At 64.7% G+C, this 17,486-nt stretch carries 14 protein-coding genes and 1 pseudogene; 4 read left to right on the top strand and 11 right to left on the bottom strand.

From position 1 onward, the window contains the following. Nucleotides 1-32: 32 nt before the first annotated feature. Nucleotides 33-734: a CARDB domain-containing protein gene (locus tag ACYQ07_RS05685; protein WP_459878604.1), complete on the bottom strand. Its 702-nt coding sequence runs from the start codon at nt 732-734 to the stop codon at nt 33-35. Nucleotides 735-897: 163 nt separating this feature from the next. Beyond that, nucleotides 898-1,674, bottom strand: coding sequence for a hypothetical protein (locus ACYQ07_RS05680; protein ID WP_459878602.1), 777 nt, complete (start codon nt 1,672-1,674; stop codon nt 898-900). Between the two features lie 267 nt (nt 1,675-1,941). Between ACYQ07_RS05680 and ACYQ07_RS05675 the strand changes: the two genes are divergently transcribed. From ACYQ07_RS05675 to ACYQ07_RS05665, 3 genes are read left to right on the top strand one after another with little or no spacing between them, the layout of a single operon-like run. Further along, complete coding sequence (locus ACYQ07_RS05675; protein ID WP_459878599.1) at nt 1,942-2,217, top strand: DUF8044 family membrane protein; 276 nt, start codon at nt 1,942-1,944, stop codon at nt 2,215-2,217. Further along, nucleotides 2,218-3,333, top strand: coding sequence for a DUF4350 domain-containing protein (locus ACYQ07_RS05670; protein WP_459878596.1), 1,116 nt, complete (start codon nt 2,218-2,220; stop codon nt 3,331-3,333). Further along, nucleotides 3,326-4,351: an AAA family ATPase gene (locus tag ACYQ07_RS05665; protein WP_459878593.1), complete on the top strand. Its 1,026-nt coding sequence runs from the start codon at nt 3,326-3,328 to the stop codon at nt 4,349-4,351. The genes ACYQ07_RS05670 and ACYQ07_RS05665 overlap by 8 nt, the downstream gene beginning before the upstream one ends. Before the next feature lie 11 nt (nt 4,352-4,362). Here ACYQ07_RS05665 and ACYQ07_RS05660 read toward each other — a convergent pair whose 3' ends face one another. The 3 genes from ACYQ07_RS05660 to ACYQ07_RS05650 are packed head-to-tail and all read right to left on the bottom strand — an operon-like array spanning nt 4,363 to nt 7,219. Beyond that, nucleotides 4,363-5,238 carry a DUF7982 domain-containing protein gene (locus ACYQ07_RS05660; protein WP_459878590.1) on the bottom strand — a complete coding sequence of 292 codons (876 nt, stop codon included), beginning with the start codon at nt 5,236-5,238 and terminating at the stop codon, nt 4,363-4,365. Beyond that, nucleotides 5,235-5,744, bottom strand: coding sequence for a DUF8163 family membrane protein (locus ACYQ07_RS05655; protein ID WP_459878588.1), 510 nt, complete (start codon nt 5,742-5,744; stop codon nt 5,235-5,237). The genes ACYQ07_RS05660 and ACYQ07_RS05655 overlap by 4 nt, the downstream gene beginning before the upstream one ends. A 56-nt stretch (nt 5,745-5,800) precedes the next feature. Beyond that, nucleotides 5,801-7,219, bottom strand: coding sequence for a DUF58 domain-containing protein (locus tag ACYQ07_RS05650; RefSeq protein WP_459878585.1), 1,419 nt, complete (start codon nt 7,217-7,219; stop codon nt 5,801-5,803). Between the two features lie 149 nt (nt 7,220-7,368). Between ACYQ07_RS05650 and ACYQ07_RS05645 the strand changes: the two genes are divergently transcribed. After that, the gene (locus tag ACYQ07_RS05645; RefSeq protein WP_459878582.1) at nt 7,369-9,480 is read left to right on the top strand and encodes a DUF4129 domain-containing protein; all 2,112 of its coding nucleotides are present in this window, start codon (nt 7,369-7,371) and stop codon (nt 9,478-9,480) included. 73 nt (nt 9,481-9,553) lie between these two features. On the opposite strand, the gene ACYQ07_RS05640 is transcribed toward ACYQ07_RS05645, so the two are convergent. From ACYQ07_RS05640 to ACYQ07_RS05615, 6 genes and pseudogenes are all read right to left on the bottom strand, one after another. Further along, a complete protein-coding gene (locus tag ACYQ07_RS05640; RefSeq protein ID WP_459878579.1) occupies nt 9,554-10,690 on the bottom strand; it encodes a DUF1616 domain-containing protein in 1,137 nt (378 codons plus the stop codon). Nucleotides 10,691-10,768: 78 nt separating this feature from the next. Then, a pseudogene (locus ACYQ07_RS05635) lies at nt 10,769-11,362 on the bottom strand (hypothetical protein); the annotation flags it as partial. Between the two features lie 58 nt (nt 11,363-11,420). Continuing rightward, a complete protein-coding gene (locus tag ACYQ07_RS05630) occupies nt 11,421-12,662 on the bottom strand; it encodes an ABC transporter permease (RefSeq protein ID WP_459878576.1) in 1,242 nt (413 codons plus the stop codon). Then, entirely contained in the window at nt 12,659-13,891 is a 1,233-nt protein-coding gene (locus ACYQ07_RS05625) for an FtsX-like permease family protein (protein ID WP_459878573.1), read from the bottom strand. Before ACYQ07_RS05625 ends, ACYQ07_RS05630 begins: the two co-directional genes overlap by 4 nt. Next, nucleotides 13,888-14,595: an ABC transporter ATP-binding protein gene (locus ACYQ07_RS05620; RefSeq protein ID WP_459878570.1), complete on the bottom strand. Its 708-nt coding sequence runs from the start codon at nt 14,593-14,595 to the stop codon at nt 13,888-13,890. Before ACYQ07_RS05620 ends, ACYQ07_RS05625 begins: the two co-directional genes overlap by 4 nt. A 57-nt stretch (nt 14,596-14,652) precedes the next feature. Next, nucleotides 14,653-17,289 carry a PGF-pre-PGF domain-containing protein gene (locus ACYQ07_RS05615; RefSeq protein WP_459878568.1) on the bottom strand — a complete coding sequence of 879 codons (2,637 nt, stop codon included), beginning with the start codon at nt 17,287-17,289 and terminating at the stop codon, nt 14,653-14,655. Nucleotides 17,290-17,486: the final 197 nt, after the last annotated feature.

Raw genomic sequence — 17,486 nt, 5'->3', positions numbered from 1 at the left:
GACGACGCGCCCGGCAACGGACGAACCCGGCGTCAGCGTCGCCGCCGGACGAACACGTAGTAGCCGGAGATCAGCCCCACCCCAAGCAACAGCGGGATCAGCGAGGCGAGTTCCGGATATGGCGCCACGGCCGGAGCGGCTGTAACCCGCTCAACGACCAGCGTGCCGGCGTCGGTGCGCTCGACCGTGTAGGCGTACTCACCGGGGCCAGCACCCTCGACGGCGAACTCGAGGCTGGTCCGCTCGTCGGGTGCCAGCGTCACCGTCTCGGTGGCCATCTCGGTGCCGTTCCGATACAGGGTGATCTCCCGCTCGCCGGCCGCCGACCCGTCATTGTGAGCCGTCGCCGTGACCGACGTCGTCTCGCCTTCGGTGATCCGAGCGTCGGCAAGGTCGGCTTGGACGACCTCGATGGATGGTGTGTCCGCGTCGTCGCTATCCGCCGCTGTCGACGGCGTTTGCGCCGGCGTTGTGGGTGCCCCCGAGGCTCCCGAGGTGGACCCCCCACCCGTCGCCGTCTCCCCGTCTTCCGTGGGGGTCGACGTGTCCAGCTCCCACCGTGCGGCGTCGGTGTCGTGGTCGTCGTCGCCGGAGCCGGCCACCTCGACGTCGACCCCGGAGACCTCCAGCTCGCCATTGTCGACGACGGCCATGGCGATCGGCGCCGTCCCCACCGCTCCGAGGACGACGAACGCGAACAGCACGTGGAGGGGCCACCCGTCGAGCGGGCGCATCCAGTCAGGAACTCACCTCGTTGGGGGAACCGCCCTGGTCGGATGGCCCTCGCCCGGCGGAGGAGGACGCCGGGCGCCCGCCGGCGCCACACCCCACGCCGGGCGCCCGGTGTCGTGAACGTAGGTGGCGACCGGGGCGCGTCACGGCTTGGGACATTGAGAGCTACGTGTTGTACCCTTCGGCGTCGGTGTTGAGCGTGACCGCGTCGCCGTCGACACCACCGTCCTCAGAAGGGATGATCACGACCTGGTACTCGATGTCGTCGAACTCGACGGTGTCCAGTTCGTCATCTTCGCTATGCGCCTCGACCGTGATCTCCAGTATAACCCTCGTCACGGCCCACTCGCTGTCACCGATGTCCTGCGGGAACAGTGCGGGACTGAACGGACCGTCCTCCTCGACGTTACCCTCACCCTCACCGTCCCCGATAGACAGCTCCCCGAGGTCTCCATGGTCGCCGTCGAGGAACCCGAGCTCTCCGACGTCGATCGTCCCTTGCTCGCTGTCGTCGTCCTCCACGCTATCCTTGCCGTACTCTTCGGAGAGGAGTTCCTCCGTGACGTCGTCGTCTGGGTCGATCGGCATGTGTTCCCAGTTGTTGTCGGAAGATTGGAAGTTGTCGGTCAGATCCGCGTCGATGTTTTCGTCGTCGACGTGGTCCCGTTCTTCGATCGGATCGACCGTCGCGTGGATGTCGACCTCGAACTGCGACAGCTCTTCGAGATTGAACCAGCTCACCTCGATCTCCGGGGCGACGGTCACCGACGTGACGTGGTTCGCCTCGAGCTCGACGGTCAGGTCGTCGTCCTCGACGTCGGCGGCGAGCGCGGGCGACGACCCGAACAGGGCTGCGCCGCCGCCCGCGAGCCCGGCTCCGAGCGCGATTCCACTACTCTTGAGCACCGTTCGACGTGAGAGGTTGGTGTCTTGGATGGACATGTCTGTGGGCGTCGGCCAGCACAGCCGCTCACCGTCACCACGGTGGCGCTCACCCGATGCAGCCGGCGTATCGGCCAGCGGCCTGACTGGTTACGTTTTGAAACACTCCTGAAATGACAATAAAGATGGTGGCCAAACGGAATCGGTTCGTCCGCGTCCGTTCGGCCGTTTTCGGACGGTACGGACGACACGGCGACGTCTCGGGGGTTGCCCCCGAGGCTGTCGACGACGGGAACATTCATACGCACCCACCCGTAGTACTGATCGATGGGAACCGGGAGACGGCAGCGATTCATTCACGGGCTCGTAGCCTGGATGCTCGGCGTGACGCTGATTCTTGCGGTACTCGGAGCGTTCGAGTTGGAGCTCTTCTTCGTGCTTTCGCTTATCGGGTTGCTCATCGTCGTCGAGTTGACGGCACCGTTTAATGTGACCCCACGCTGGCGCCGCCGGTTACTTCCGATCATCGTGCTTGGCCTCGTCGGGTTCGGCGTCATCGTCATCCGGCGAATCCTGGAGATCCTTCCGGAGGGGCTGATCTAGATGCGGTCACTCTCGCTCCCGCAGCTCCTGCTCGTTGTGCTCGCACTCACCCTTGGGGTGGCGCTCGTCGTCGCAGCGGGGACCACGACCGCAGCGTTCGGCGCGTACAATCCCGACTGGGACGGGACCAGCGACTTTCGAGAGCACGTCGACGCACACGAGCAGAACCATGTAACGCTCGAGACGGCCACCTACGAGAGCGTCTCCACAAACGGGACTGCGGCCGTCGTCCTCGCACCCGCAGAACGGTACGCGGCAAACGACTCACAACGTGTTCGGTCGTTTGTCGAGTCGGGCGGGACGCTGATCGTCGCCGATAACTTCGGTCCACACGGCAACAGTCTGCTGTCGGATGTTGGAGCGAGCGCGCGCTTCGACGGCGATCTGCTTCGGGACGAACGGCACTACTATCGGGGACCGAACCTCCCGGTCGCGACGAACGTCTCCGCCTCACCGTACACCATCGGCGTCGAGCAACTCACACTCAACCGCGGGACGGCCGTCGACCCCGGCGACGCGGACGTGCTCGTCAGCACATCCGAGTTCGCGTATCTCGACCGGGACGGCTCTCGCGACCTCTCGGATGACGAGGAGATGGCTGCGTTCCCCGTTGTCACCGTCGAGTCCGTCGGCGACGGTGCGGTGATTACGATCGGCGACCCCAGCATCTTCATCAACGTGATGCTGGACCAGCCCGATAACCGCGCGTTTGCCACGGCAGTGATCGACGGTCACGAGCGCATGCTGCTGGATTACTCACACGCGGGTGACCATCCACCGCTCGCGGCCGGACTGTTGGTCCTCCGGTCGTCGACCCCACTCCAGATCGGCGTTGGCGTCGTCGGGATCGGGCTCGTGTGGTGGTCGACGAGGCGCCGACCTGGTCTTCGAGAGACGGTTCGTGAGGGAACGCTCGCAGTAACGCCCGACCCGATCACGACACGGCTCCCGACGTGGGTGCACGGTCCCGTGACCGGAGACGAAGACGTGGCCGTTGATCGGGATGCGATGCTGGCAGTCCTGACCGAGCGGTACCCCGACTGGGACACGGAGCGACTCGAAACCATGATGACAGCTGTTTTGATAACTGAGCGAGAAGGTGACGACGATGAGTAGGGCTGCCGACGTGTTCGAGTCGATTCGCGACGAGATCGGCACAGTCGTCGTGGGAAACGACGACGTTCTCGAGGGGCTCACGATCGCCCTGTTGACTGACGGGCACCTGCTGCTTGAGGGGGTTCCGGGCGTTGCGAAGACGACTATCGCCAACACGTTCGCCCGGGCGTCCGGGCTCTCTTATAGCCGGATCCAGATGACGCCTGATATGGTCCCGGCGGACATCACGGGAACCAACGTCTACAGGCAGGAAACCGGGGAGTTCGATCTTCAGCAAGGCCCCGTCTTCGCCAATCTCGTCGTTGCGGACGAGATCAACCGCGCCACGCCGAAAACCCAGAGTGCACTGCTCGAGGCGATGGAGGAGGCGACGGTGACCGTTGATGGCGAAACGATGGCCTTGCCGTCGCCGTTCATGGTTATTGCCACCCAGAATCCGATCGAGATGGAGGGTGTCTTCGAGCTTCCGGAAGCCCAGCGTGACCGCTTCCAGCTCAAGTACACGGTTGACGTCCCGGATCGACCCGCCGAGCGGGAGATCCTCGACCGGTTCGACGACGACCCCGACATCGATGCCGACGGGGTGTCAACGGTCGTCGACGCGGAGGATCTCACCGCGGCAACCATCCAAGTATCGGCCGTCCATGTCGCCGACCCGATCAAAGAGTACATCCTTGATATCGTGGCCGCGACACGGGAGTCGACGGACCTTCGCTACGGCGGGTCGCCGCGTGCCACGCTCGCGTTCCTTGCGACCGGCAAGGCTCGTGCCGCCATCCGCGGCCGCGACTACGTCATTCCCGACGACATCAAGGCGCTGACGCTCCCGGTTCTGCGCCACCGTGTCATCCGCAACACCGACGCCGAGCTCGCTGACAGACCTGAAACGGCGATCATCGACGACCTCGTGTCCGACATCGCCGCGCCGAGCGGGGAGATGGCGGTCACCGAAACCGGCGCAGATCCGGCGCAGGCGACCGACGGCGGCGACGAGCCGGAGTCGGATGACCTCGGTTGAGGATTCCGCGATCAGCCGGAGTCGGTGTGTGTTTGCCCGACCGTACAGGAAATAACGGTCGGGCTCTCGTCGAGAACGGTGACGTGGACCGGTTCATCCAGCATCGACACGAGTCCGACCGCAAGAAACGAGACGACGGGATGGTCGATGGCTGTCGGATCCCCGAGCATGATCCCGTCAACCTCGAACGTGACCCGGTCGGTGTCCGCGTCAACGGCGTACTCGACGCCATCCGCAAGCTCGAACAGCTCAACGACGGCCTCTCCGAGAACGGCTGCCACTGCCGTCGGCTTCGACTCGATGGTCGCACTCGACGTCTCCGTGAACTCCGCCAGGAGGTCGGCGCCCGTCGGGTGAAACGCCACGCCGCCACGCTGTGGGTCGTCGGGGACCACGAAGAACTCGCCCAGCGCCTTCGGGTCCGGAATCGGTCCCTTCGTGGACCGTGGGACGAACAACCTGACGTCCTCACCGGGGACGTACACCGGATCGCCCGCCAGACCAAGCTCGTCCACGACCGCATCGCGGTCGCGCGCGAGCGTTCGAAACACACGGGCGCCCACGCTCGCGGCGACGAACCGCTCGGGCGTCAGCACGTAGGTCAGGACGGCCGCGAAAAGGCCGGTTCCGCCGAGCGCGAACAGCACGTCTCTGGCATCCGGAAACAGCAGTGCCCCGAGCACTCCGACGATTCCCAGTCCGCCGAGGCCGAGCGCCGTTTTCCGGTAGGTGACGGTGCGTGCGCGGGCGTATTCGTCGCGCAGCTGACGGTTTTCCTCCTCGAGGACGGCGACCCGCGTCCGAAGCGCCGCGACGCGGTCCTCGTCCGTCGGTGCCGTGTCCCCCTCGTTCGATGCGGTCGTCGAGTCAGTCTGTGGTGTGCTCATGTGTTGTCGGGCGGAGTCGGAGTGGTCGCTCCGTCGGCATCGCCAGTGGTCGTCGTCGACTCCGCGTTCGGCTCCCCGTCGACGAGTCCGAGACGCACGCGCTCGTAGCGGTGCGCCGTGTAGAGGCCCGCCGCCACGGCGAGGCCGACCCCGCCGGCGGCCGCGACGAGACTCCGCTGGAGCCCGACGCCAATGACGCCGGCGAGCAAGCCGAACGCGACGAGCGTCGCGACGGTGACGCGTGTGGCGTTCCGCTCACGCGCCGGCTCCGTCAGGAGGACGACGAGCGCCAGTTGTGTAACCACCACCCACTGGACGTCGTCGATGGTGACCATCGCAAGCAACGCCAGTTGTCCGACTGCGAACCCTCCCGTCACCGGGGCGACGAGCGCGACGAGGGCGGCCGCGACCGCCGCAACGCCGCCTGTCACGCCGCCGGCCGTATAGCCGACGGCCACGAACACGAGCAGTGCCACCGCGCTCGGCAGATCCCTGGTGGAAACCATCACTGTCGTGTCGGTTCCAGGAAGGCGAACGTCTCGCGTCGTGGGTCGTGGTCGGGTCATTGCGGTCGTGTGGTTCGGTGATGTGCGAGGATGGCGTTGAGTCGGTTTCCCGGCGCGATCTCGAACGCCGCGAGACGCGGATGCCCGTCGAGCTCCCGTCGCAGGTCCTCGAACGCTCGGTAGCGGTCGTAGGCGTCGTCCAAGTCCGTCAGTGCCGCCTCCTGAAAGAGACAGTGGGGCGCGAGGAATAGCATCCCACTACTCCCGCCCTGCGTCGCGAGTTTTGCGGCCTCGCGGAGTCGCACCGGGTCCTCGTCTGTCGTGACGAGAACGAGGAGGGTGTCGGCGGCAAATCGACTTCGGAGTTCACGCACGGTTTCGACGAGGGGGTCGTCACGGAGCCGTTTAACGTACGACTGGGTGTTCGAGGTGTAGGCGCGCAACACGGCGTCGAACGCGGCATCGCCGTCGAGTCGGTCGGCGATGCGTTGTGCGTCCCCCGCGGATCGGGCACGCGGGGTCGTCGCTGCAGCCGTCGCGTCGAGTTCGAACAGCGTGGACGTGATCCGGTCGTACGTCTCCGGCGACGTAGTCGGGCGAATCCGCGTCGTGATCCCCTCGTTGCCGACCGTCCACAACCCCATCGGGTCGCCGGCGTCCGCGGCGGCCTCCGCGATGCCGATCCCGAACTCGCGTGCGTAATCGAGCATCGTCTCCCCGTCATCCCCCGCCTCCATGTGCTGTCGGTGGTCAAAGACCACCACGAGCTGGCGGTCCGTCTCTCCCTCCGTCTCTCTCACGTACAGTTCATCCAATCGAGCGGTCGCTTTCCAGTCGATCTGGCGCAATGCGTCACCGGCCACGTACTGGCGGAGTTCCTGGGTCGTCACGCCGGGTCCGGCTCGGTCGGTCGGATGCTCGCCGTAGGCCCCGCGAACGGCGTCACCCCCCTGCCCCACGTGTAGCGTTGGCGTCCGCGGTCGAACCGTGATGACCGGCGATGAACCGCGACGGACCGTTTCCTCGTAGAGCCCGAACGGGTCGCGACATTCGAGCTGTGGGGTGGGAAAGTGGAACCGCCCCGCGATCGGAAACGTGACGCCGAACGTCGTCTCGGCTGCCGTCGCACCTGCAGCAAGCCTGACCCTGCGGTCGCCAAAGCGAGTCCTGACTCCGAGCGGGAGTTCACACCGGGCGTCCAGCTCCGTGCTTGATGCGGACGCCGGCCGGTCGACCGCGAGCGTTGCCGTCGTCCGCCCGTCCACGAACGCGTCGGCCATCGACGACTCGTAGCTGACCGTGACGCCGTCGTCCAGCCGAGTGAACTCACGAACGGCGTTGACGGCTGTCGCGAGCAGCCAGGCACCGATTCCGGCGCCCCCGACGAGGAGTATTGGCCGCTCCGCGAGAGCCCCGACGACCAGGAGGACGAGTCCGAGGCCGACGATCGTCCACCAGCGGCGCGTGACCTCCATCGTCCATACCTTTCGGTCAGTGGATTTGAAACTTGGCTTCCGGGATCGCCTGCACGATCGACCGTTTGCGGGCAGTCTCGTCTCAACAGGTGCCGGTGTCGTATCACGACAAAACAAAACCATATATGCTCTGCCCCAACAGATAGACTGTGTCGAGTCGTTTCCCGATCGTCAGTGTGGTGCTCGTTATCCTTCTCGTCGTCCTCCTTGCGAGCGGCACCGCCATCGCCGGGGGACTTGACGGTCCCGAGTACACACAGACCGTCGACGAGGAAAACGAGACCGCGCCGCACGAAAACCCGGACGAGGCCGCTGAGTCCGGCGATGATGAACGCGTCGGCTCGGTCCTCTCATCGGAGATGAGTGAGCTGCTCGGAGATAGTGCGACCGAGATCAGCGAACAGCAGTACGAGATGGGTCGCTCGCTCGTCGGTGAGGAGTACGACGATCAGCTTGAGCGATTCGTCGACGTCGCCGACGACATACAACAGGAGGAAACGGCCGAGTCCTTCGAGCAAGCCCAGGAGACACAGCAGTCGATCGCCGAGAAATCGGCTGAGTTCGATGAGAAGATGGCGGCATACGAGGAGGCCGTCGAGGACGGAGACGAGGAGCGCGCCCGCGAACTGGCACGCGAACTGCAGGACCTCGCCGCCGAAATCGACGAGAGTACCGCTCGAATAGACGAGCTATACGGCCAATTGGAAGCACAAACCGGTGAAGACTTCTCCGGAGCTCGCGAGTCGACCACGGCACATCGCAACCGTACTACCGAAGAATCCGACGCGGTTCGGGATGCCGAGTTTCTCGAGGCGACGCTGCATGCCGAGGCAAACCGGACCGACGTTTCGTTTGAGAATCCGGCCGGCGTGACGGGCGAGCTCCGATCCGAGGAGGGCGATCCGATCGACAACGCGACGATCGAACTGCAAGCCGGCGCGGACACGATGACTGTCGTTACCGACGCCGACGGCGCCTTCCAAGCGACCTACCGGCCGACGCTCGCCAAACTCGACCAGTCGACCCTCTCGATCGAGTACGTTCCGGAAACGGATGCCCCCTATCTGGCCGCCGAAACGACCGTTTCGATGGCGATCACCGAACAGGCCGAATCGGCGTTGACGATCACCGAGATGACCGAGGCGGCAGCGTTCGACGAGACGGTATCCGTGGCCGGGTCGGTGACTATCTCGGATGCGGAACACCTCAACGATCTGCCGATCCGTCTCTCCGTGGGGGGACAACGATTGGGGAATGTGACCACGACTGACGGCGAGTTCGAGATCGCTGGCGACCTGCCCAAGCACATCGCTCCTCCCGAGGCGGACATCATCGCCGAACTCGCTCTCGAAGACGCGGCCGTTGCCCCAGCCAACGCGTCCCAACCCCTCCAGATCGACACGACCGAGACGAACGTGACGCTCGATGTCGACGCAGTCGACCGCGATACAGTCACGGTGAGTGGTGAGCTGCAGACGGACGAGGGCGCCCCGGTTAGTGAAGCGCCCGTGACTCTCACCGTCGACGGCGACCAATTCGAGACGACCGAAACCGATGCGGCGGGCCGCTACGCCACGCAAGTGACGTTGGACGGTGACCGAGATGATGCGGCGGTGGTCGTCGGGGCCACCTTCGATGGCGAGGGGACGAACCTGCACGCGAGCGGTGCCGAACAACGCGTTGAACTCCCGGCCGCGTCGGCGGGCACCGGCGCCGCGCTCGCCGACGCTTGGCTCGTGATAGGGGTGCTCACCGGCGTTTTCGGCAGCCTGTTACTCGGGTGGCTGCTGCGGCGTGAAGCGGACGTCGGAGTGACGTGGATCGGTGAGCGTCTCTCCGGTCGGATTCCGCTCATCAGCACTCCTCAACGGGGGGAGACGGACACATCACGTGTTTCGGCTGAACCGGACGCCGTCGGTGTCGCTGACTCACACGACGGCTCGTCGAATCCACCGTCGAAGGCTTCATTGGCGCAAGCACGATCGCTGCTCTCGGACGGCCATCCGGGAGACGCGGTTGTCGTCGCCTACTCGACACTCAGAGGAGAGTTGATCGAGGAAACATCGGCGGACGCGAGCGACACACATTGGGAGTTCTACCGCCGTTGTCGGTCCGCCGAGACCGCTGATTCGGACTCGCTACGCACGGTTACCGAGGCATACGAAACCGCCGTGTTCGCGCCGCACACGGTTTCTGCGGATACCGCGGACGATGCGGTCGAGGCGATGTCGCAGGTACTCGAGTCACTACGTTCCGCCTGAGAGGGTGTGTCTGCCCTCCGAAGTTGGCGATGGGGCAACGATCTCGAGGTTAAGCCTTGAGACACTCGGCTTATCACTCAACGTCGATCCAGATGTGGAGGTCTCGGTAGGCGGTTTCGCGCGTCGGCTCGTCGGGGATCTCACCGTCGGTATACAGGAGATACTGCACCCGGAGGTCCTCGCCGGAGCGCGTCGGCTGGAGAGTGTGTCGTTCGTGGCGAGTCTCGTTGTGTTCAAGCGATGCGGTGAATCGGTCGATTTCTTCGCGGTCGACGACGGTCGTCTCGTTACCCTCCCCAGTGACCTCCTGTAACTGAACGACGGCCGTGTACTCCGTCTGTTGATGTTCGTTATTCTCGATCCCGACGATCAATTCGGCAGTCTCGCCAACGTCCATCTGCTCCGGGTAACCGTCGGCGACGAGCTCGTCGTCGTCGTTCTCGGTGAGCAGATAGAACTCGGTGAACTGTTCGCCTTGTGGCGGGACCGCGATCGCGTAGCCGACGCTGCCGACGGCGAGCAGAATCGACAGCGCAAGCACGACGTTCAACGCGGCATCGACGCGGTCCTCGGGCGCAAACACCTCGGCCTTGCCGGCGGCGATCCACTCGCGATAAGGGACGGCAAACCGCTCATCTTCGGGAAGGTCCCATCGACGCTTCGCCGCGACGGCCACGCAGCCGAGCGTGAACGTGCTTACCGAAAGCGCGATGGGGACTAGCCGGATCCCCCACGGCGTGAAGTTGAGCGCGAGGCCGATCAGCGGCGTGATGGCGATCGAGAGGCCGAACGCCAGCGCGACCCGTTCGATTCCGTCGATCCCGCTTCGGTCGCGTGTGTCGCCGTCGAACAGGCCGTCGTCCCTGTCCGCCGCCTCGGCCACCGCGTCCGGTTTCTCGGCGTCGTCGTCACGGACGGGAAAACTCCAGCCCCCGTCATCCTCCGTGTCGTCGTCCGTGTCGTCGTTCGCCGTTGTCTCGTCGACGGTTGGGGACTCGCCGGCTTCCGGAAATAGCGCCGCGATGAAGGCGTATCCGGGGAGGAATAGCACGAACACCAGCCCGAACGCGACGCGGAGCGGCGTCTCGTTGACGACGGGCAGAAAGACCGTCCCCAGTGTGAGCACGGTGAGGACGACGACAGCGGCCAGGTCGGCCGGCAGTCGTCTGGCTGGTCGGGGAAGCAGTAACCAGAGATCCCGCCGGTTCATCGTGCCAGAACGGAGTGGAACGGCGAATAAAAACACCTCGGTCCGGTACCCACGCGTCTGTCGACGCGATCGCGGTGGTTAGCGTTTTGCAGGCGGTAAGTCCCCTTCCTCAAGGAGCGACCATCGGAGCGAGCAGGGGGGAGATAGTTCACCGGCCGCCGGTCTTACGCCTGATAGGCGCTGCAGATGATTACGTGAGAAGAACGAGGTTGGTTGTCCATGTGGACGCCGATCTCGCCGGAGAGCGCGCGGAGCCCGACATGCTGGATCGGTTCGGGCAACGAGTAGCGGGCCGTATCACCTTTCAGAGCCGGATCTCCGTCGCCCGCTCGTCGCGCCACACGTCGAAGGTGTCGGTGAGCGTCTCGAGGGTCGTCGGGTCGATTGTCTTGGCGGCGAGGTCAGCCGCGGTCATGCCGTAGAGGGTCCCGCCGCCGGTGAACGGCTTCGTCTGTGCGGCGGCGTCGCCGATCAGGAGGTCGATGGTGGCGGAGTCAGGCGGGCCGATCGGGATGACGCCCGAGCAGAAGTGTTTGGTCTCGACGCCGTACTCGTCGACAAGCCGGTCGAACAGCTCGTTCACCCCCTCCCGGCGGCACCGCCAGTCCGTACTCCACGCCGGCATCACCCCGCGGGATCCGCCAGGCGAAAAAGGGGTGCAGTCAGATGGACATATCTTCGTCCTATAGGGCAAATGACGATAGAAGGAGATAACCTCTTGGTCCCTCGGCTAGCGCATTAGTCCTCGTGCCGAGGTCACGCGAGTCACTCGCCACGCCCCGCCGATTCCGCCGAGAAGGGCAAACCCGAGGGCAACGCCGGCGCCGGCGAGATACGCGTACTGCGGAACCTGCACTAGCCCCTCGAATCCGGTGACCATGTACGCAACCGTCTCGAGCACGCCGGCAAGCACCGGCGTTGCTGCCGCGCCGACGAGGAGTCCGAGCACGGCGATCGTCGTGGCCTGCGTCACTGCCACGCCCACCACGCTTCGCTTGGTCCCGCCGACCGCCCGCAACACGGAGAGGGGCTGACGCTGGGTGTACACGAGCGAGAGGAGGAGGTTCAACGACAGGAGTGCGCCCGAGATGACGCCGAGCACGACGAGGCTCACACCGCCGGCGAGCACGACGGCTTGCCGTTCCAGCAGCGAGACCAGCTGCTCCTCGTTCGTGCGGAACGTGTACTCCGGATGCTGCGCCGACAGCTCGTCACGGACGACCTCGCGATCCGCGTCCGCCACAGTCTGGATCGTGATCATCGTGGCGCTATCGTCGTACGCGTTCCCGGTGAGTGTCTGGAGCTCGCTGAGTCGGAGCGTAACGGTTCCGGTCCCGAGATAGTTGGCGAACGTCGAGGAGATTCCGACGACCTCGAACTCGTTTTCGCGGGCGTTCCCGACCGTTCCACCCACGTGGATCGTGTCGCCCACCTCAAGATCGTACTCCTCCGCGGTTTCCGGGGCAATGAGCGCTTGGTGGGTCATCTCGCCGTCATAGTCGCCGCCGGCATAATGCGTGTCCCCTCCGGTGAACCCTTCACCCTCGGTGATTGACACGGAACTGCCGCCGCCCGGCACGCCGCTCCCCATCGTCGTCTCAAACTCGTCGCCGTCGGTGCTGACGTACACCACCTGAAAGCCCATTGGAACGGCGTTTTCCACGTCCGGATGGGCGGAGATATCGTTCGAGAGCCGGTGTGCGTCCGGGATGGGATTCTGGAAGCCGCCGACCGACCCGGGTGCCACTTCGATCGGGCCGCCCGACACCCAGAGATCCCGGTCGGACTCCTCGAACATCTCGCTTCCCGTATCCGTAACGCCGGCACCGACGCCGGCGAGCAAGGTGACCGACAACACGGCAAGCGTCACCCCGAGCACGGCAAGCACCGTCCGCATTTTGTCGGCTCGAAGCTGCCGGAGCGCTATCCACACCGTTCCGCTGTATGCTCGGCCTCGTTCACGAAGTGTCATCGTGTGAGCTCCTCCAGCGTCTCGGTTTTGGCGGCGAGATACAGCGGATACGGCGCCGCACACACCCCGACGACGAGGGCTGCAACGAAGGCGTATCCCACGAGAAGGGGAGACACCGTCGCGATCGAGGGAATGCCGACTGCTGAAGCGACGCCGACGTTCACGCCGATCGTGGCAAGCAGACCGAGTCCCACGCCGACGACGCCGCCGAGCGCGGCGACGGTGAGTGTCTCGCTCACCACGACAAGGGCCCTCGTTCGCCACGAGAAGCCGACTGCATCGAGGACGGCGAGCTCACGTCTGCCAGCCGTCAGTTCGAGACCCATCATCGTCGCAACGAACGCGACGCCGATTCCCCCGGCAACGAGCGCCGACGCGAGCGCCATCGCGAGAGGCAGGTTCGTGGGCGTCGTGTCCGCGCCCATGAGCCCGGAGCGTGAGACAACCTGTGTCCCCGGGTAGATCCCCGCTAACTCCTCTTGAACCGCGGCATCATCCGTACTGACGAGGATCTGGTCGGCCTCGTCGGCTGCGTCCAGCCCGGTGACTGACTGGAGCTCGGCGAGCGGCATCGCCACTGCGGGGACCTCGCCGAATCCGGCGGCCATCTCTCGGTCGTTGATGTCGACGATGGTGAACTCTCTGTCATCGTTGCGGAGGCGCACATCGTCGCCGGACTCGATATCGAGGCTCTCTGCGACGCCCGGGGTGGCAATGACGTCGCCACTCCACGCCCCGTCGTAGCTCCCGCCGGCATGGTACCCGTACGTCTCGTCGAGTGCCGTCACGTTCATGTCCGCGATCCGCCGGTGGTCGCCGTCCGAGACGACGCCCACTGCGATGACGTACTCGCGCTCTCCCGTCGCGGGATTCTCGACCTGGACCGGCTGGAGGACGACCGGAGAGGAGTACTCGATCCGGTCGTCAGCTTCCAAGTCGTTGGCCACCTCGTGTACCTCGCTGAGTCGTGCGCCCTCCGCATCGAGCGGGACGCTGCCGGACCCACCCTCGTCAGGGACGATCCAGTAGTCGATGTTCTCGCTTTCGACCGTCGCGCTCGCCGCGAGTCCCATCGAGAGCCCCGTCACCACGAACAGCAGGGCGACCGCGATCGCCACCCCGGTGATACACGCAGCGGTCCGTCCCGGGGCGGCACCTCGGAGGCGGCCGATGACGCGCCGCACCCCTAACCCGGCGACTGCCGCCGTTCGTCGGAGCCAGCGACTCATTGTCGTGTGCCGTCCAACAGTCTGATCACACGGTCCGCTCGGTCGAGCGTGTAGTCATCGTGTGACGCGACGACCACTGCTCGGTCTTCGCCCACGTCGGTCAACAGATCAAGCACCGACTCGCCCGTCTCCCTGTCGAGTTCTCCCGTCGGCTCGTCGGCGATCACCACTGCCGGATCCGCGGCCAGTGCCCGGGCGATCGCCACACGCTGTTGTTCGCCGCCGCTTAACGATCCGGGACGGTGACTCCCGCGGTCGGCGAGCCCGACGTCTGCCAGGAGGGTGTTCGCCCGCTCCCGGCGGTCCGCCCGCGCCATCCCCGCTTGGACCAGCGGTAAGGCCACGTTCTCGGTCGCCGTCAACGCCGGCAGCAGGTAAAACCGCTGAAACACCATTCCGATGTGTTTGCGGCGGAAGGCGGTTCGTTTGCGCCCGGACAGCGAGGAGATGTCGACGCCGCGGATCGCCACGCGACCGCTCGTCGGTGTGTCCAACCCTGCCAACAGATGGAGGAGCGTCGACTTGCCGCTGCCGCTGGGGCCGGCGATGCCGACGACTTCGCCGTCGGCGACCGACAACCCGACCTCGGAAAGAGCGGTTACGACCCGGCGCTCGGTACTGTCGAACCATCCGCCGCCGTCGACGTATTGGCGCGTCAGGTCGGTACAGACGACCGGCTGTCGACTGTCGGCGGTGTCCGTCATCGGTTATACTGAACGAACGCGTCGGAAAAGTTAAAAGTCGACCGGTTCGTGAGGCGGCTACTCCTCGAGCGGATCCTCGTCGCTGCCGGGCGCCGACTCCCACGGCAGGCGTCCGTTCTGGTTGTAGTACACGCCCAGGCCGCCGGCTGCCAGCAGGACGATCACGAGCACCGCGATCAGGATACTGAACGGCGACTCGTCATCGTCGACCACACCGGCCTGCACCGTGTCGGTGACGTCGATGGAGCCGGCAGTCACGTCGTTCACCGCGACCTCGTAGTTCCCCTCGTCGTCGAGCGCCGTCGTGAACGCGTGTTCGGCGGTTTCGCCGCCGCCGACTGTCACGGCCGTCGTGTCGACGACCGCCCCGTCGACGAGCAGCTCGAGCGTCTTTTCGCCGTCGGCCTCACCCTCGTTTTCGAGGGTGGCGGTCACGTCGAACTCCTCGCCAACTTCGGCCGCATCCGTCGAGAGTGACGCGTCGGTCACCTCGATGTCGGCGGGTTCGGCCGCAGTGATCGCGAACACGGAGAATCCGGGTGCGTCGGCGGTGAACTCCTCGTCACCTTCGTGGGTCGTCTCGAAGGTCTCCCACTCCTCATCGGCCTCGTTGTACCGGTTCAGGCGGACGTTTTCGGGGTCACGGTCCAGTTCGTCGAGCCGCTCCTGGCTCACCGAGAACTCCCACTCGACGCTGTTGTAGTCGTCGTCAGTGAGCTCGCCGGCGTCGACATCGATGTACGACAGAGCGTCGCCTGCGTCGGGCGTGTCCGTCTCCGCCGGCGGCTCCTCGCTAGCGTCAACCTCGATGTCGAGTTGGTCGATGTCGTTAACGGAATCGACGGTGAACGCGTTGACCGACGTTCCACCGCTCGTCACGGAGGTCCCCGTTTCAATGCGGGTCGGCGTGTTCGCCTGAACGTTCGTCGTCGAGATGGACGCACCACCTTCCCGCTCGGTGACGGTGGTCTCCGGATCGTCAGGGGTCGGCGGCGCCCCACTACCGCCACTACTGCCGCCACCACTTGGCGGATCGGTCGGTTCGTCATCATCGGCCTCCGTCACGGTGACCGTAACCGGGGCTGAGTGGGCGACTTCCTCCTCTTCTCCCTCCTCGCCGAGGAGAGCGACGAACGAGACGTCGTAGTCACCTGCAGTGTCGAAGAACTTCTCGACTGAAACCGTTTCAGTCGCACCATCGTTCAGGTCCGTAACCGTTTCACGCAGGTCGTCGTCCTCGGTAACGGTCTCGTTCACCGAGAGGGCAACGGTGACGTTACCGGCAGCGTCGCCGACGTTCTCGACCGTCGTCGAGACGTTTGTGGTCTCGTTAACCGTCAGATCCCTCTCCTCGGCGACCGTGTCGGTGAGGTTGAAGGCTGCCCCCTCGGGGTCATCCGGCTCCGCGTCAGTGATCGTCACGTCCTCACGGCTCGTCGAGAACTCGTTCGTCTCCTGGTCGGCGGCGACGTGAACGGCGGCATAGTCACCGGTACTCCAGTTTTCCAACGTCTCGACGGTGATCTCCGATGACTGGCCGGCGTTGCCGACGGCAGTGATGGAGGCGTTAAGGACGAACTCTCCCTCCTCGATGGTCACAGGATCGCCGGCGGAGACGTTGACCCTATCGAGTGCAGCGTTTCGGAATCCGAAGAACCGTTCGCTGCTCTCGTTGACGTCGATCTCACCGGCGAGACGCCGGTCCGCGAACGAGATTCCCATCACCGTCGCGTCCGCATCGACGTTTGCAATCCCGTTAGCGCCAGCGAAGCCGGTGTTGATCGTGATGTCCTCACTCCGAAGTTCCTCGTCGAGCTCTCCGTCGACGTTGATCACCGTTGATTGCTGTTGGTACTCCTCCTCATCGAAGAGCAACACTGCGTGTGAGACGTTCTCGCCGGAGAGTTGGGCATCCACGTCGAGCGTTACGTTCTCTCCTGCAGCGTATTCGCTGTCGGGAGTGAAGGTGGACTGACTGTCGTGTGCGAGGATCGTATCGGCGCTGATGACGGTGGTTTCACCGGTGACGGTGACGGACGAGCTATCCTCGGACACTTCAACGGGGTCACCGACAAGTCCGATGAAGGCGTAGGCACCGGACCCGTCCAGCTCGTACGTTGCGTCTACGTCTCCGTCCTCGTCGACCGCTTCTGTCTCAAACGTATCGAATGTGACGTCAACGGGAAGGTCTTCTGACGTGAGAAGTTCCGTGAGTTCATCGATTGTTGACGGAGTGGTGCTGTTGCCATCGGTGAACTCTGATAGGTTGGCGTCGTTCGAGTCCGCTTTCACGACGAGCACCTGGAGGGTCTCATTCTCGAACTGTTCAGTGTCCGCACCGGTACCGCTCCGCAGTTCATAATTAACGTCCTGTTCGGGACCGAAAACCCCGATTTCATCGTCGTTTATTTGGCGCTCCGAAATCGGTCCATCGACTCTGACTTCCTGGTCCATCACGGTCGTTTCCGCGCTGCTCCGGTCAATGCTTCCGGGGCGGAGCACCGACCGTTCCCAGACGGTGATGTTCTCACCGGCGGAGATACTCTCGTCGTCGGGGACGTTCTGAACCTGTGGGCCACTGTTGGCGTCACCGGCCGCCGACAGTCCAGCTCCCGACACTGGACCAACGACTGCGATCAGCATCACCAACGCAAGCGCGATGGCACGCGCTTGGTCCCGTGAGCAAAATGTCATGGAAACCAATCGATACTAGATCCATATATGCTTTACGTACCTGCGAAGAATTTGGCGATTCAGAGGGTAACGTTGGGCGATTAGCCGTGGTTGATATTTCTGGTTATGACTGTGGTTGATTCGGATCGTCAGCAACCCCCGACGGCTTCACGACGACTAGGGGTTCACTGCAACGATTCCTGTCTTGGGTGCACCCC

This window comes from Halorubrum gandharaense (assembly GCF_054654575.1).
The sequence above is the reverse complement of the archived record's forward strand: the minus strand, read 5'-3'. Positions and strand labels throughout refer to the sequence as shown.